Annotated in this window: 17 protein-coding genes; 1 reads left to right on the forward strand and 16 read right to left on the reverse strand. The window is 41.4% G+C overall.

What is annotated here, in order from left to right:
• Positions 1-7: 7 nt before the first annotated feature.
• The 15 genes from H6798_03085 to secE all read right to left on the reverse strand — a co-directional run bounded on the left by H6798_03085 (position 8) and on the right by secE (position 12887).
• Complete coding sequence (locus H6798_03085) at positions 8-1213, reverse strand: hypothetical protein (GenBank protein MCB9821497.1); 1206 nt, start codon at positions 1211-1213, stop codon at positions 8-10.
• A 30-nt stretch (positions 1214-1243) separates the two neighbouring features.
• Entirely contained in the window at positions 1244-2611 is a 1368-nt protein-coding gene (dnaB, locus tag H6798_03090; GenBank protein ID MCB9821498.1) for a replicative DNA helicase, read from the reverse strand.
• Positions 2604-4043 carry a DNA polymerase III subunit gamma/tau gene (dnaX, locus tag H6798_03095; protein ID MCB9821499.1) on the reverse strand — a complete coding sequence of 480 codons (1440 nt, stop codon included), beginning with the start codon at positions 4041-4043 and terminating at the stop codon, positions 2604-2606. Before dnaX ends, dnaB begins: the two co-directional genes overlap by 8 nt.
• An 85-nt stretch (positions 4044-4128) precedes the next feature.
• A complete protein-coding gene (locus H6798_03100; GenBank protein MCB9821500.1) occupies positions 4129-4605 on the reverse strand; it encodes a hypothetical protein in 477 nt (158 codons plus the stop codon).
• 88 nt (positions 4606-4693) lie between these two features.
• Positions 4694-5206 (reverse strand): hypothetical protein, encoded by a 513-nt coding sequence (locus H6798_03105; GenBank protein ID MCB9821501.1) that lies wholly within the window; start codon positions 5204-5206, stop codon positions 4694-4696.
• A 177-nt stretch (positions 5207-5383) separates the two neighbouring features.
• The gene (gene rplL, locus H6798_03110) at positions 5384-5773 is read right to left on the reverse strand and encodes a 50S ribosomal protein L7/L12 (protein MCB9821502.1); all 390 of its coding nucleotides are present in this window, start codon (positions 5771-5773) and stop codon (positions 5384-5386) included.
• Positions 5774-5788: 15 nt separating this feature from the next.
• Positions 5789-6313 (reverse strand): 50S ribosomal protein L10, encoded by a 525-nt coding sequence (locus H6798_03115; GenBank protein MCB9821503.1) that lies wholly within the window; start codon positions 6311-6313, stop codon positions 5789-5791.
• A 194-nt stretch (positions 6314-6507) separates the two neighbouring features.
• A complete protein-coding gene (gene tmk / locus H6798_03120; GenBank protein MCB9821504.1) occupies positions 6508-8775 on the reverse strand; it encodes a dTMP kinase in 2268 nt (755 codons plus the stop codon).
• A complete protein-coding gene (locus tag H6798_03125) occupies positions 8768-9508 on the reverse strand; it encodes a deoxycytidine triphosphate deaminase (GenBank protein MCB9821505.1) in 741 nt (246 codons plus the stop codon). The genes tmk and H6798_03125 overlap by 8 nt, the downstream gene beginning before the upstream one ends.
• A gap of 124 nt (positions 9509-9632) precedes the next feature.
• Positions 9633-10613 carry a 50S ribosomal protein L1 gene (gene rplA / locus H6798_03130; protein MCB9821506.1) on the reverse strand — a complete coding sequence of 327 codons (981 nt, stop codon included), beginning with the start codon at positions 10611-10613 and terminating at the stop codon, positions 9633-9635.
• Between the two features lie 79 nt (positions 10614-10692).
• On the reverse strand, positions 10693-10992 hold the full coding sequence (locus H6798_03135; protein MCB9821507.1) for a hypothetical protein: 300 nt from the start codon (positions 10990-10992) through the stop codon (positions 10693-10695).
• A gap of 13 nt (positions 10993-11005) precedes the next feature.
• The gene (rplK, locus tag H6798_03140) at positions 11006-11437 is read right to left on the reverse strand and encodes a 50S ribosomal protein L11 (protein ID MCB9821508.1); all 432 of its coding nucleotides are present in this window, start codon (positions 11435-11437) and stop codon (positions 11006-11008) included.
• A gap of 119 nt (positions 11438-11556) precedes the next feature.
• The gene (locus H6798_03145; GenBank protein MCB9821509.1) at positions 11557-12072 is read right to left on the reverse strand and encodes a pentapeptide repeat-containing protein; all 516 of its coding nucleotides are present in this window, start codon (positions 12070-12072) and stop codon (positions 11557-11559) included.
• Between the two features lie 53 nt (positions 12073-12125).
• Positions 12126-12671: a transcription termination/antitermination protein NusG gene (gene nusG, locus H6798_03150; GenBank protein MCB9821510.1), complete on the reverse strand. Its 546-nt coding sequence runs from the start codon at positions 12669-12671 to the stop codon at positions 12126-12128.
• On the reverse strand, positions 12672-12887 hold the full coding sequence (gene secE / locus H6798_03155) for a preprotein translocase subunit SecE (protein ID MCB9821511.1): 216 nt from the start codon (positions 12885-12887) through the stop codon (positions 12672-12674). It lies immediately after the preceding gene.
• A gap of 329 nt (positions 12888-13216) precedes the next feature.
• On the opposite strand from secE, the gene H6798_03160 reads away from it, so the two are divergent.
• Positions 13217-14686, forward strand: a complete 1470-nt coding sequence (locus H6798_03160; protein MCB9821512.1) for a glycosyltransferase family 2 protein — start codon at positions 13217-13219, stop codon at positions 14684-14686.
• Here H6798_03160 and H6798_03165 read toward each other — a convergent pair.
• Complete coding sequence (locus tag H6798_03165; GenBank protein MCB9821513.1) at positions 14683-15744, reverse strand: hypothetical protein; 1062 nt, start codon at positions 15742-15744, stop codon at positions 14683-14685. The genes H6798_03160 and H6798_03165 overlap by 4 nt on opposite strands.
• Positions 15745-15771 lie beyond the last annotated feature (27 nt).

Here is a 15771-nt window from a genome sequence, read left to right on the forward strand (position 1 = left end):
GAATTAACTACTTTATATTAACAGAATAGATGTCCCTTGTCTGCGGAGAGTTAGACCAAGCAATGAAATATCGGCTTAGCTGATAGTATGAGCTTACACTTACCAATATGGCCACCACCATAACCGACAAAATCTTGGCAATTGGATTAACGGGGAATACTTTTCTCCATAAATTTAAAAACTCATATAATCCGCTAATGATGAAAAGTGCCACCAGTGGTAATAGGAGACTAAAGCCCGGGCTATTAATACCGCCACTAAGAGCCGTCATAAGCAAGATTATTAAAGTACTACCAAAAAGAATTAAGCTGCGCCGGTCACTACTTGTGCGTTCATGGTGATATACACCTAGAGTTACCATCACCACACCAAATATATCTAATAAAGGCAGGTTACCAACCCATTGGGCTGGATTCGCTGGTGCGTACCAGAAAATTGCAGCTAAACTCGAACGCAAATTAACTAGAAGTGTATGTAAATTTGGCAAATCATCTGGAATACCTAAGATTTTAGATGTTTGGCCATAATTCTTTAGACCACCAAAAACATACAGCAAGATGATACTTATTATGCCTATACCTATAAGTGCCCAGAGCCAGATCGGTACTACTTTCAATAAATTTCTTTCTTTGAATACGGCTAGCAGAAGACCAGCTAGAATTAATAATGGTATAAACGGCACAAACATGCCAAAGACTAATGCAACTCCCGTGAATATAGACGGTAGTATTTTTTTGGGTCGATATATTAACCAGAGCATACCAGTAAAAATACTCAGTAAGACCGCAATTCCCATTATCTGTGGCGTACCAACTCGACCTATCTGGAGAAGCCAGCTACAAGAAACAAAAACTGTTGCGCCCACGATCGCGAGTTCTGTCGAGAACCATCGATTAATGATAAGTAGGATGTTGAAGGTAGCCAAAAAAGCCAAACTGGCACTAATAATTCTTGCTGCTAATATGCCATCAGTGACGACGAATCTGAGCGCGTATACGAGTAAGTAGTACGGCCAATACAGAATGTTATCAAGTAAATTCGGGAAAGAATTTGTGGCGACCTCTACTAATCTTTCTTCTTGGCTATAGCCACCAACTAGCGTTCTTAATTGTACGAAAAGTAGAAGCAAACTAACTGCTAAAAACAATGAAACACTTAGCTCAAGTGGCCAATGTGTACGTACGAACTTAACAAATTTTTTCACCCTATTCACGCTTAAACTTATTATCGCATATTTGTAGGTCTATTTAAAAGGATCTTCTGGAGGAGCTTGGCGATGGCTAATTGAACGGTAGCGCTGTTTTGCTTTGTCGAAGAATAATTCTACTGTGTCTGTTGGACCGTTTCGATGTTTCCGAATCATTACATCCAATATTCCTGGCTTCTGCGTATTTTCTGGATTGTAGTATTCGTCGCGATACAGAAATGCTACCACGTCGGCATCTTGCTCGATTGAACCCGATTCACGCAAGTCCGAAAGCTGCGGATGTGGCGGTGTCCGGGACTCAACACTACGACTTAGCTGACTCAGAGCAATCACCGGTACATTTAGCTCTCTTGCAACTAGCTTTAGCCCACGACTAATTTCGGATATTTCTTGGACACGGTTAAAATCGTTGCCACGTCCACCACCACTCATTAACTGAAGATAGTCAACAATTATTAAACCAAGTTGGCGTTGATGCTGTTCTCGCTTTGCTTTTGTACGGAGTTCACTTATGGTTAGTCCTGGTGTGTCATCGATAAAAATTGGGGCTTCGCCAAGCGTACCCATGGCTCGACCAATACGCTCGAAGTCTTGATCGCTTAAGTTACCGGTACGAATGTTCCAAGCGTCAACTCCAGATTCAACCGATAGAAGTCGATCTACCAGCTGCTCTTTACTCATTTCTAGGTTAAACATCAAGACTGGCTGGCCAGCTTTGACGGCCACATTGTGGGCAAGTTGTAGGCTGAAAGCAGTCTTACCCATAGCTGGACGGGCAGCGATGACGATCAGATCACTTTTCTGTAAACCAGCCAAAACATTGTCTAGATCTTTGAAACCGGTTGAAACACCACGTAGTTTACCTTTGTCGCGATGGAGCTCGTCTAGACGCTCGAAACTGGCTGCTAAAATATTTTCTAAGCTCTCGACATCTTGCTGGATGTGTTGCTGGCTAACTTTAAATAACTCTGTTTCGGCGGCATCGATTACTTCGCTCACCTCTTTTGCCTCGTCGTAGCCTAGCGTTACAAGTTCTTCACTCACCTTGATTAACTTTCGGCGTGTAGACTTTGAGGCAACTATCTCAGCGTACTCTTCTGCGTGAGCAGCCGTTGGTACCATATTAGTAAGTTCCGCTAGATAGCTCGATCCACCAACTACATCTAAGAATCCATCTTCTTTTAGTTGGTTACTGACCGTAAGAACATCGATTGGTCGATGCCCTGAATAAAGTTTATTGACAGCTTCGTAGATCAACCCATGTCGTTGATCGTAAAAATCTTCCTTGACAACAATATCTGCAATTCGAACAATTGCATCTGCATCGACAAATAAGCTTCCGAGTAAACTACTTTCGGCGTCTAGGTTGTGTGGCGGTATTTTGGGATCCATAGAACTACTCATTGACTAACTCCGCGCCTTTAAAAATTTTCATAACATTCTCTGGTACTTTGGGTTCTTCGGCAGGTGTTTTGGCTTCTTCTGGGGCACTGAATTCAGTGCTAGGCGGTTCTACGTTACGATCATGGACTATATGTAAGTCTCCGAAACTAATTCCTAGATCATGAATTAAGTTTTCTAAAAAGCTTTTGTTGTTTGCATCCTCGATCCGTTTAACATGAAACGGAAACGCAAAGCTTAAGGTTAGCTCGCCTGCCTCGACTTTAGTTTTGGCCATTCTTAAAATACCATACAGTGTGTTGCGCTTAAGCTTAACTTGGTCTAATATTTTCTGCCAATCAGTAACTTCTATAACTTTATTGACTAAACTTGTATCAGGCTCGACCGTTATCTCAGATTTTTTGTCGGATTTTTCAATAATGGGTTTCTTGGTCTTTTTTTGTCCGGCTTTGTCTGACGTTTGAGGTGCTTGTGTGTAGGTATCATCTGACTTCGGTTGTGAGAGTAATATTATTTCTAACTCTGCTTCTGGATGACGTGAGTTTGGCAAGTCCAGTAACTGTTTGAGCAGTTTCAGATCGTTTTCTGTGTCTGGGCTTTTGTTTAAATTCGCACGTAGTTGTTTGGCTATCTGCAAGCCTAAGACAGTCGGATCGTTGCCTCGATTAATAGCATCACGGTAATTGTTGATTATTGTTAATATGTCGCCCTGACGCATAACTTCGATCAGTGAAGATACGGTATGGGCACTGGCAACGCCTAGAACTGATCTGGTATCAGTTTCAGTAACCTTGTCAGACAAGCTAGCTAGCTGATCGAGTAAACTCAGAGCATCCCGAAAACTACCTCCGGAGTGTTCGGCAATTAACTCTAACGACTTATCGTCAATCTGGATATTCTCGAGTTTGGCAATCTTACGAAGCTGAATGATGGCAGTCTCTGGACTAATTGGGCGAAAGGCATAGCGTTGACAGCGGCTAATTATGGTTTCTGGTACCTTGTGTAGTTCGGTGGTAGCCAGAATGAAAACTGCATGAGCAGGTGGTTCCTCGAGTGTTTTTAGTAAGGCATTGAATGCCTCGCGCGTTAGCATATGTACTTCGTCTATGATATAGACTTTGTATTTTAACAAAGAAGGAACTATGTTGATCTTGTCGCGTAGTTCACGTATCTCGTCGATACGCCGGTTGCTGGCTGCATCGATTTCGATAATATCTACATAAGTTTTCGATTCGTCGTATTCAATATTATTGATCTCGTGAGCCAAGATACGAGCAATACTCGTCTTACCAACTCCCCGCGGTCCGGTAAATAAGTAGGCGTGCGATATCTGATTTTTTTTCAAGGCAGCTTCGAGCACCTCAGTAATGTGCTGCTGGCCGATTACTTCGCTCAACGTTTTTGAACGATATTTTCTGTATAGTACCTGTCCCATAAATCAACACTAGTATACCCGAACATCAATCAGTCGTCTGATGTAATTTCTATACTCTCCACATTATAGATTGCGGAGATGTGGACTAGATGTGGAACATATCTGCTTTTCCAACAATAATCTGTTCGAGCTTATATTTTTTATGGTTTAGAGAAAATTCTTCATCATGTCTACGACCTTGAGCTGCTAAATACATAGGTGCTTGAGGTCCAATATGAATCATGTCGGTTAATTCGATATTAATGTTTCCCAAATATACCTTAATTTGCGTATGATTATTGACCCTTAGAACTCCGATGTGGCCTGCCGATAATACACGGCCGTTTGTTTTCGGGTACGCATGTAATTTGCGTGCAGTCAATGACAAGAGCCAACTTCGACGATCCCACAGTCCGCCGACTTCATTCATAACCACATCTGCAGGTCCGTTATCGTGCCATGTTTCAGATGATTGATCATAAATTTGGCCGAGCTCAAGGCCAAGTTCTTTAATTCGTCGTTCGACGTTAAACAGTTGTTTTTCAGCCCATGCTTTTTCATGGGCATATAAATATTCCATCATAGTTTCCTTCCTATGTGTTAATTGCTTTAATAGACTCTTTTTTGGAGAGTATATAAATCAGACTTGACGTGTATAGAGGTAGCTCAACTTAGAGTGCGGCTTCGATGGCTGCCCATTCGGCATCGGTATCTTCTTCGGGTATATTTACACTTATTTGGTCGCCTGGTTTAGCCTTAAAGTAGGTAACGCTAGCTAAGAGAACGCGATATTTTTTACCAGAAGTCGTTTCCACGAAATAATGACCGTCTTGCTGAACAAGGGTTCCAACAACCTGTAAACGTGGTATTGGCCCGATCTGCTTATACATAAATGCGCCGTCATCGGCTATGGTCAGTTTTAGTATGTCGCCCTGGACGAGCTTTGATTTACTGGCATAATTGGCTGGGACTGGGTATGTTTTACCATCACTACCAACCATATTTTGGCCGTCAAATACACCTTCTATTACTTTACCGATATTTTCGTCAACCGCAGATACGCTTACTCGTGCATCATCGCCGACTAAGCTTACTAATAATTCTTTGGCGGCAGCTAAAGATGTCTCTGCTTCGACTATCAGTGCTCGCAATCTTTTCACTTGTTTATCTGGTATATCAGACATTTTATTTTTCTCGCATTTCTCTGTGCCCTCAAAGCCTCACACTTTTGTTTTTAGGTACAGTTCATGCATACGCTAACAGAAATATTTTTATAAATCAACTTTTTGTTCGAAAACTGTGGATAAACAAATCAGACCCCTATAAGGGATCTGAAATATTGTTGGCTATAGCTTCGCTTTTTAGGCTAGTTCGACTGTAGCGCCAGCTTCTTCAAGCTTAGCTTTAAGCTCCTCGGCTTCTTCTTTTGCTACTTTTTCTTTAACAGCTTTTGGAGCTTCGTCTACGATGGCTTTAGCTTCGCCTAGCCCTAAACCAGTGATGTCTTTAACTGCTTTGATGACGGCAACTTTTTGTGCGCCAGCATCTTTCAGAATTACATCAAACTCGCTCTTACCAGCTTCTTCTGCGCCGGCTTCACCTGCAGCTGCAGGGGCGGTCATAACTGCAGCTGCTGCTGCAGGTTCGATACCATACTCTTCTTTTAAGATTGTGCTGAGTTCGTTCACCTCAAGCACACTTAAGCCAACTAATTGTTCGGCAAACTTTTTTAAATCAACTTTTTCTGCCATTTTTTGAATCCTTTCTTAACTTGCTTTGGCGGCAACTGCATCTAGCAGGCCGAGTAAATTGCCTTTGAGGGCCGAAACCACGTTAGTGGCAGGGCTTTTAAGAGTGTTTATAACACCGGCAATCAACTGTTCTTTACTTGGTAATTCAGCTAGAGTTTTCACTTCTTCAGCACTTAAAAAAGCACCTTCTGCAGAAATTGCACCCACAAACTCCAATGGAGCTTTAGAGTTTTTCACAAAAGATTTAATCGTTTGTGCTCCAGCAACTTCATCATCTGCATTAAAAACGTACAGTAGCATGCTTGTCAGGGCGCTCGTATCAGCGTCTTTTAAGCTAGGATTAGCTTCGATAGCTTTTCTGACTAAGCGATTCTTAACAACCTTAACTACACTGTGATTGGTTTCTGCATCACGACGAAGTTCTTGAATTTGTTTAACGGTGATACCTTCGTATTTGGCTATCACAGTCATTTTTGAGTTTGCTAGCAGTTCTGTTAGCTCACTAACAATCTGTTGTTTTTTATCTCTCGAAAGAGCCATAATGTCTCCTTTATAGATATATTAAGAATCACGCTCGACTTTCACTTATAAAATAAGTGGCCTGATTCCAACGTGCTTTACACCAAAAAACTAAGTGGTGCTTAGGCGACAAATTAAGTGTTACCACAGTCGCTGTCTTTAGCTACGTGACCGAATTATAACAGAAATTCTATATCTAAACAAGCAGCTAATTGCTAGTGTTTTGTGTCTTGAAGTTTTGCTAGCTTGCTCTGAGTGTATTTCTCGGCTGCAAGTCGAGTCAGTTCTGGATCTTCGTCTTTATTAACAAAAATCATCGCGCCTGCAGTTAGTGGATGGACGTCAGAAATTAATTGGTGCATCTTTTGGGCGATCCGCCGATAGTTTCTATGGCCTTGCGGCGAAGAACGTAGCTCGATAAAATGAAAAGCTTCCCGGGCATTTACAGTAAGCTTCCAACGCATTCTATGACCTAGTAGTGTTACATATTGAGCCACAACGCTTCCATATTCTTCGAAAAGTTTTGAATAGATCATTGCAGAATCGTCGAAACAGCTCTCATAAATATCCGACAATCCAGCTTTTTCAACCAACTCCGGTATATCGAAACCATATTTTGGAGTGAGTTCTTGCCATTCGAGGTCGCTCACAATCCGGTGTCGTTGTAGATCTCTGAATGCTCCGTAATCGCTAACTATGTCGAAACTATAGCTAATTCTTTCAAATGCCCGGCCAGGTTTCATACGTCGATTCAAGCGCTCACCGATGTAGTCCTCGAAAATACGAGTTTTCTCGTCGTAACTCCTTTGGCTAATCTCTGATACAATCGCACTTTCTGACAGGTCGCTAAAGCTATACAGCATGTGAGGCACGATCTCGAGCTCATTATGTGGCCAGTAGCTTGTGAGTTGGATATCTTCTGGGAGTTCTGTTGGTAGTGGTAGCTCTTGTGCGTGTTGACGCATTTTAAGCGAGTTAGTGTATTGGTAATTACTCCTGGAGGCACCTTTGCCAGGTTGGTCGGTGCGTTCAAAAAATGCTGGTGCAAGCTTACGAACTTCTTCGAGTATTTTTTGACCTGTATGTCGGGCTTCGGCGGTAGGGTCGGCTAGTAAGCGCATTATCATATTGTCGTAACTTTGGGCGCTCGCATAGATACCTACAGTACTAGTTGTGGCGACCGGCAGTAAGCCTCGGGCTGCATCGCATGCTTGAGCGCGACAGGCCGATTTCCAAGCTGCATCTTGCTCTTTCTTAGGTACTTGTGAATTATTCTGGACATATTCGTATAATTCCCGAACTATCTGACTATAGCGATCAAATATACTATCGAGAGTCGTAATATAAAGTTCTCTAAAACCATCGGTTATCTCTTGAGGCGTAAAATATTTATACTTTCCATCTGCATCTTTTTGATCGTAAAAGATATACCGGGTTGATTGCTCTAAGTAAGCCGCTAATCTGCCCCATTCAATTTTTTTAGTTAGCAAATTACTGGCGCGTTCTACGACTACATGTAGACCATTCAACTGCTGGACTGAGTCGTCGCCGTAAGCTGTAATAACTCGCCTCAGTAAATCACTATCACTACCTTTTTGGTCTAGAAATTCATCTACTAATATTGTTCTCATATCATCACCACGTCGGCTTAACCGTGCCATTGCTGCAGCGGCGGTTGTGGGACTAAGGTTTTCTGTTATTGCGTAAATGTTCGATTTTGTATCTGTAACGACATCTGATAGGTTATGTTTGTGATCTGTTTTAGGATTGGAAATTGTGCCTATAGAAATTTCCGACTCGTTTCTTAACGTAGCAGCGACCGGTACAGATTGTTTTACTTGCTTATCGCCTACAAGATTAATTGCATACTGAACATGTGTTACGATCTCTTGGTGCACATCGTGCGTAGGGCGGGAAGCGTCGATTACCGGTATGTTGCGATTTTTTGCCTCTTGGAGATAACCGCTACGAGCATTTTCTAAAAGAGATGATGACAAGTTGTCGAATCGCTCACCTTTATCAGCACTTTGCTTACGTTGTACCAACATCTCTACGGGTGCGTCTAAAATTAGCAGTACGTCTGGGTTAATTACTTCTGTTGCAAAAGAATTGATTAAGTCGATCTGCGAGTAATCTAGAGGTTTATCAGCGTCTAGATAATATTGATTAATTAAAGTCGATATATAGTTTCTGTCAACTATACAGACAATTCCATTGTCGACATACATTTTGATTTTATCTAAGCTCTGACTGCGAGCCGCGTTGTATAAAAGAACCTCAGTACGCTTACTTAGGTCGTACTCCGGGTTTTGAGTTAAGCGTCGCAGCTGACGAGCTACTGCATCTGTCTGGCTATCGGGTTCACGCATTATCTTGACACTCATACCACTTGCAGTTAGGGCTTGAGCCAACATGCTTGCCTGGGTAGTTTTGCCGACTCCCTGTCCACCTTCGATAACTATGTAGAGTCCACGCTCAGTCATACATGCACCCTTCAATAGGCAATGGTAAACGTCTAGTGTCTAGATAAGATCTTGGCAGCATCATATCTGGTGTCCATGTCTTAATTAGATTCTCTAGATCAGTACCTTGTTGGTACTTTCCGGATGCAACAGCTTTGCGCCCAAGACCATAGTCGCCATCAACTTTGCCGGTGTGGTGAAATACTGCTTGGGCAATTCGTTCGCCTACAGGAATCAAAACAGTCTCGTGCTCGTTTAGGTTATATATTTCTAGAGTTAAACGATTTATGTAACCTGGATCTACCCAGCCGGCATCGAAACAAACAGCCACTCCGTTGCGTGCCCAAGAACTACGGGCGTGTAAAGTAAATGCTCCTGGGGGCTTAATACCAAAAAACTCATGTGTATGGGCAAGGATTCTTTCATTTGGACCTACGGCGATAACTGGATGATCGTCTGGAATGTTTAACAATGGCTTAAACCCATGTAGCTCGATCCATTTCTTATGCGGCATCGCCTTGTATGGGCCATCAAAATATCGTTCAACGTCTTCACGATCAAATGGGTTATATATAGTTCGTCGATTTTGTTGCTCGGCTCTAAAATAGTAGTAGCCCAAGGTAACATCAAGGCTAGCATGGGATACGTTATCGGGGTTAAATGGCTCACAAACAATATGCCCGTTTAGATGAGCGGTGAAGATCTGTGTATTGCTATACACCCCACCCGCAGTGTGCGCTTGCGGTTCCTCCATAGTGCTTAAACTATAGCTTTTTCAAATCAAACTGTCTGTTGTAATTATTTATGAATTAGTCTCAGTCAAAAAAACGAGCCCATTTATGGGCTCGAATAGGTTGCTTAGCAGTCTCTAGATATGACTACATTTCAAACTTGATAGAAGGTCCCATGGTAGTTGTGGTAAAACAACTAAGTACGTAAACACCTTTTACGCTACTTGGTTTGTTGTTTTGGACGCTTTCAATTACTGCTTTGGCATTAACATTTAGCTTGGCTGCACCAAAACTCACTTTACCTATGCCTATGTGCACAATTCCGCTTTCATCTACTCGGTATTCTACCTTACCACCTTTTGATTCTTTGACTGCTTTAGCAACATCTGTAGTTACGGTACCGCTTTTAGGATTTGGCATTAGACCTTTTGGTCCGAGTAATCTTGCGTACTTACTTAATTTGACCATCATTGGCGGAGTTGCAACAAGCACATCAAAATTAATTTCTTCTTTATCTAGCTGCTGTAAGAATTCGTCGCTTCCAGCAATATCAGCACCAGCTGTTAATGCTTTTTTTACATCCGCTTCATCTGCAAAAACTGCTACTCGAAGTGTTTTGCCAGTTCCTTCTGGTAAAACAATTGAGTCACGGATGTTTTGGTCGGCATGCTTAGGATCGACATTTAAACGAATGTGTAGTTCGACGCTTGCATCAAACTTTACGGTCGAAGTTTTGCAAGCTAATTCTAGAGCTTGGGCTAAATTATATGTTTGATTATTATCGATTAGTTTTACTAGCTCTCGATATTTTTTACCACGTCGCTCTAAACGAGTTCGCGTCTTTGGAGCCGGATTTTTCTTAATTGGATCAGGTAATTCGGCAGACTCGGCTTTTCGAGCTTCTTTTGCAACCTTTTCTTCTGCTTCGGCTAGAGCCTTAGCGCTGCGTTTACCTGCCTTAGCTACTACAGCTTCGTGCTCATCGGTTGGCAGAGCTTCTTTATCGTGTTTGTTGGGCTCGGCTTGAGCTATGAGTTCTCGTAGTTCAGCCATAGTATTAGAGGTATTGACATGTACAATACCTAATTCTTTTGCTTTGATAATTAGATCGGCTTTGGTTTCAGCCATAGTTTCTCCTTCGTGGTTCAAACGTGCGTATTCTTAAGCACTCCCACAAAATTTATTTAACAGATGTATTGTACTAAATTTATTGTTTTTCTTCAACTGGCTGTTGGTCATTGTCATCACTGGTCGAATCATCAGAAACAAGTTGCAGGCCGGAACTACCCATAATGCTCGCCAAAACCTGGTTTTCGTTGCGCAGCTCATGAATAAGTTCAGCCTCTTCGAGTATTAACTTATGCCAAAACTCAACTAACTCGTCGTGGGTCATCTCACGCATTTTTTCGAATATACTTAAAATGCGTTGTTTGCGTTCATCGAGATTTTCTTGATCGTCTAGTGCGTATTCAAAGCTATCGATTGGATGTGGTTTTCTGATACTCACCTCCCTACCAGTGTTATTCGACTTCGACGCCCATACTGCGAGCGGTGCCGGCAACCATATTTTTAACAGAATCTATACGATTTGTATTCATATCAACGGCTTTCTTTTCGGCAATTTCCTGAAGTTGTGATTGGCTTAACTTTTTGGCAAGTTTGGTTTTATTTGGTTCACCGCTTCCTTTGTCTACTCCCAGGGCTTTGCGAATTAAATCATCAGTTGGCATGCCAACAATACGCCATTTCATAGTTCGATCTTCGAAAATAGTAATGTGTACAGTTAATTCTTCACCCTGACGGTCTTTGGTGGCGTCGTTAAACGGATTAATGAAATCCATCATGTTTACACCGTGCTGTCCAAGCGTACTACCTACAGGTGGGGCTGCACTTGCTTGTCCAGCTCGAATTTTCATTTTTAAATTAGCTTTTATAGGATTGGCATCTGCCATGTATTTTCTCCAAGATTTATTGATAAAACTGCAGTTGAAGCATTCCTGCGTTCATCTTGTGCGTAACCGCAAGATTATACTAAAAGATAAGAAATTTGTCCAATCTTAGTCTTAATTGTTTAATCTGTCACAGATATCCCGGCTTCTAAGGCCAGAACCGGAGATATCATTGTTAGTTGAGACGCTGATATGATTACCTGTTTAAGTGACGATATACCCCAAATATCACTTAAGGTCGAATCTCGAAAATCGATCTTGTCTTTAACTACCATTGCACGCATATCGAGTTTACTCAACTCGCAATCGGCGAATCTTAATAGCTTAAGTACGCTTGCTTCGCAAAATAATGTGTCGTTGATTATACAGTTGTTGAAAGTGACTGATTTAAAAGTACCTTGCAAAAATGATGCTGTATCGATTTTGCATCCGTAGAATTCTACCTGTTTAAGGTTAACCTTGGCTAAATTCGTTCCAGTAAAATTACAATCACTAAATTTCACTCTCACATAAGAGGATTCGGTTAAATCTACTCCGACAAAGCTACATTTTTTGTAATGAATGTTGGCTTCGATGAATTTGTGTGTTGACTTAAGGCTGTAATCTTTGGCTATGACATCTACGAGTTGATTATCCATACTCGCAGTATACACGACAACCTAGCCTCGAATAGTCTGCAGAACAGCTTTAACTATGGGCGTTTAACCTGTAGGCTATCGAGCTCTACGGGAGTTTCACGACCAAACATGTTGACCAAGACCTTAATCTTGCCTTTTTGCGCATCGACTTCGCTAACAGCACCTTCTTGATCACGGAAAGGTCCATCAATAATCTGGACAACGTCGCCTGGCTTGTAGTCAATTTTGTGTTTAGGTTGATCAACACCCATGCGTTTCATGATTTTTTCTATTTCGTCTTTACCGATTGGGGTTGGTTCTGTGCCACTGCCAACAAAGCCTGTCACGTTTGGTGTGTTGCGTACGATAAACCAGGCTTCCTCGCTCATTTTCATCTGCACAAGTACATAACCTTGAAAAATTCGTTTTTCGACAACTCGGCGCTTACCATTTTTAATTTCGATTTGTTTTTCTTTTGGCACTAAAACATCGATTATCTTATCCTTCATATCAAGGCTCTCGGCGCGTTGCCTAATAGCCTCGGCCACTTTCTCTTCGTAGGCACTATAGGTATGAATTGCATACCATTGTTTTGTCGAATCATAACGTTTCTTAGTCATTTAGAATATTCCTTTCAAGAATTCTTTAATATTTTGAGATTCATTGAGAATAAGTTCTTGGAAAAGTTTGTCTAGTAGCCAGTCAAGTCCAGAAATAAAGATAGCAAATATACTAGCAAATAGAATTACAGCTAGAGTTAAGCGCAATGCTTCAGGTAATTTTGGCCATGTAACATTTCTAAGTTCGGTCCAAGAATTACGAAAATATGCCGGCACGAAATGTCTTGATTTCGTTATAAAAGACCAGCGACTCTGCTCGCTATGCGTATGAGTTTGTACCGATTGCCCGAGAAACTCAGCAACTTTTGATTTACTGTCGGCAAGCTTATTTGAGCCAGGCATTTTCCGCTTGCGTGGGGCTGTCTTTGCGTTTTGTTTGGCGGCGCGCTCACGGACTGTCTCTGGTTTGCTTTTGATTTTTTTTATCCGAGTGGTTTTCTTATCGGCCATATCACCTCTTTTTACAAATAAAAAGGATGCTAATGCATCCGTCAAGGTGCCATTATACACTTCTATGTATCCGGAATCAAGGTATACTAAAGCCTATGCTTATACTTAATATATTGCTAGGATGCATTGTTTTAGAAATTCTTGCTGTCTGGCAAGTAAAAAATAATATCAGTAGACGTGTAATCGGTAGCTTCGCGCTCGTGATGAATTTAGCGTTACTTTACTTTTGCTTTAAAGTTTTTGGGGATAGGTTTATTGCAACAGATACTCGAGCGATTTATATGATTGTAATTGCTTTAATAACGCTATATTCGATTGTTAATCTGATCAAGTTAATATATGGGCGTGTTGTATATCGCCGTTTATTTCGGTCGACTTTAAGAACCGTGAGTATTTTGTCGATATTGATGGCGATAATCGGTGTTATGGACATGCTTGATATCCAGATTAACTTAGAGGTTTTTCTTGTGTTTATCCTCGGTATTAATTTGAGCTTAGCGTATTTTTCTTTGCGATCTTGGAAAACGTTTAGAGCACCTAAGGCAAAGCACTCTCTAGTAGATGCTCAATTACCTTCTGTAAGTGTTTTAGTTCCAGCAAGAGATGAAACTGAGGAGCTGTTAGAATGCCTAGATAGCCTTGTGGCCAGTAATTACCCGAAACTTGAGATTATTGTTTTGGACGATTGTTCCGGAAATAAGCGAACAGCAGATATTATCAAGCAGTTCGCCAATAAAGGGGTTCGTTTCATCGCCGGCAAACAACCCGACGATGAGTGGCTTGGAAAAAATTTCGCATATGAATCTCTGCGCCAACAGGCCGATGGAGAATATTTGGTTTTCCTTGGAGCCGACATCAGAGTTGGTCAACATACAATCAAGAATGTTATTGAGCACATGTCAGGCACAAATATAAAAATGGTTTCAGTATTACCAATGCGAGCTGAGGGTACTCGACAAAGTCTAACAGCACCACTTCGCTATTTCTGGGAGTTCAGTTTACCGAGGAGATTAACTAAAAAGCCACCAGTTCTAAGTTCTTTCTGGGTCGTTTCAGCCGATGCATTAAATAAATTTGGTGGATTCAAAGGTGTTAGTAGATCAATCATACCGGAACGACACATAGCACGTGCATCTGGTACAGGCTACCGTTTCTGGCTTGCGAATAAACTTAACATCCAGGTATACAGTGCCAAATCCTATCAAGCCCAGAGAGAGACTGCCATTGTACAGCGCTATCCGCAGTGTAAGCGTCGCTTAGAGCGCGTGGCGGTATTTAGTATTATGTTGGCAGTTATTGGCTTAGGGCCATTATCACTGTTGTTTTATTCTCCGATACTTTCTGGCGCGAGTATCTTGCTTTTATCTTTGTCTGTATACATATCTGAACAAACTGTTACGGGTACTCAATTTATTAGAGCATGTATGAGTCTACCGTTACTTATTAACGAAATAGTATTGATTAATATATCTATGATTAAATACGAATTTGGTAAAGTGTTCTGGAAAGGCCGGAACGTCTGTCTACCAGTTATGCGGGTATATAAGGCGCTTCCTAAGATTTAGTTGGCGTAATATTTCGCTACAGTTGTTTGTTTACTCTCATTGTCCAAGCAGGTGTCTTCCTCGTACAGGACTAGTGCACTATTCGATGGGTAGTCTGTGCATTTTTTTATGCTCTGTCCTGTGTAAATTATTTGCCATTGGTCTTGAGCATTAATTCGGTAAAAATCAATACCTCCACCGCTAGGTAGATAAATATATACACCGTTGGATTCATCGTAGCTTCCTAAACTCGTTTTGACTCGCTGGGCACCGTCGATGTCTACGACTTTATCTGGCGCTGCTATCATCGGTTGGTAATCTATCTCTGATGCTGAGTTATGGTCATCACGGTATGCAGCATATAGTTCACCTATTAGGCTTGTATCGACTTTATCTGCAGCTGCTTTTTCAATACACGTAACGCTGAGTTGATCAACTCCCAGAGCGACTATACATTCTTGGGTATCGTTTTCGTATACCCCCGATGCGTAGCGTAGATCATCCTTAGAATAATCTAACTCGTAATTAGATTTTGGACTAAGTTTATAGCCATTATCAACTAGGATGGCAAGAATCCCGTCGCCTAAATCGACCAATTCTGCGTTTTTTGGAACTGTAGCTGAAACACCAGGGTAAACAATACTGAAATTTGCAGGCACATCGATTAACTCATTAATTTTACTACTGATTACCGTTGCTATTGGTTCGTCTGCATGTTTTGAATCAGCAGCCAGATCGAGCAAGTCAGTTTCGAATGTAGAATAATTTATTTGAGTTTGATCAGTTTGCGCATCGTTTTTGTCAGAATTTTGCTGGGTTTCTACAGACTTCTGTGATGTATCTGTTTGTAAAGCGTTCTCGTCTTTAGACTTTTGTTTTTGCCAATACAGCAGAGATCCAAACACTATAGCGCAAACAGCAAATAGACACCCAACAATCAGATATAGTTTAGTGTGGCTTGTTTTAATCGGTAAGGGTTTTAAGTCTTGCAAATCAATCGCTTCAGTGGGAGTAGGCTGTTGAACTTTTTCGGAGCTATGATTTGGATTATCGTTATTTGTTGATTGACTAGAATCCACGTTCTCACCTCGTTCTATCGATTACGT

It is taken from the genome of Candidatus Nomurabacteria bacterium (assembly GCA_020631905.1).
In the GTDB taxonomy this organism is placed as follows: Bacteria; Patescibacteriota; Saccharimonadia; order Saccharimonadales; family VXPC01; genus JACKGQ01.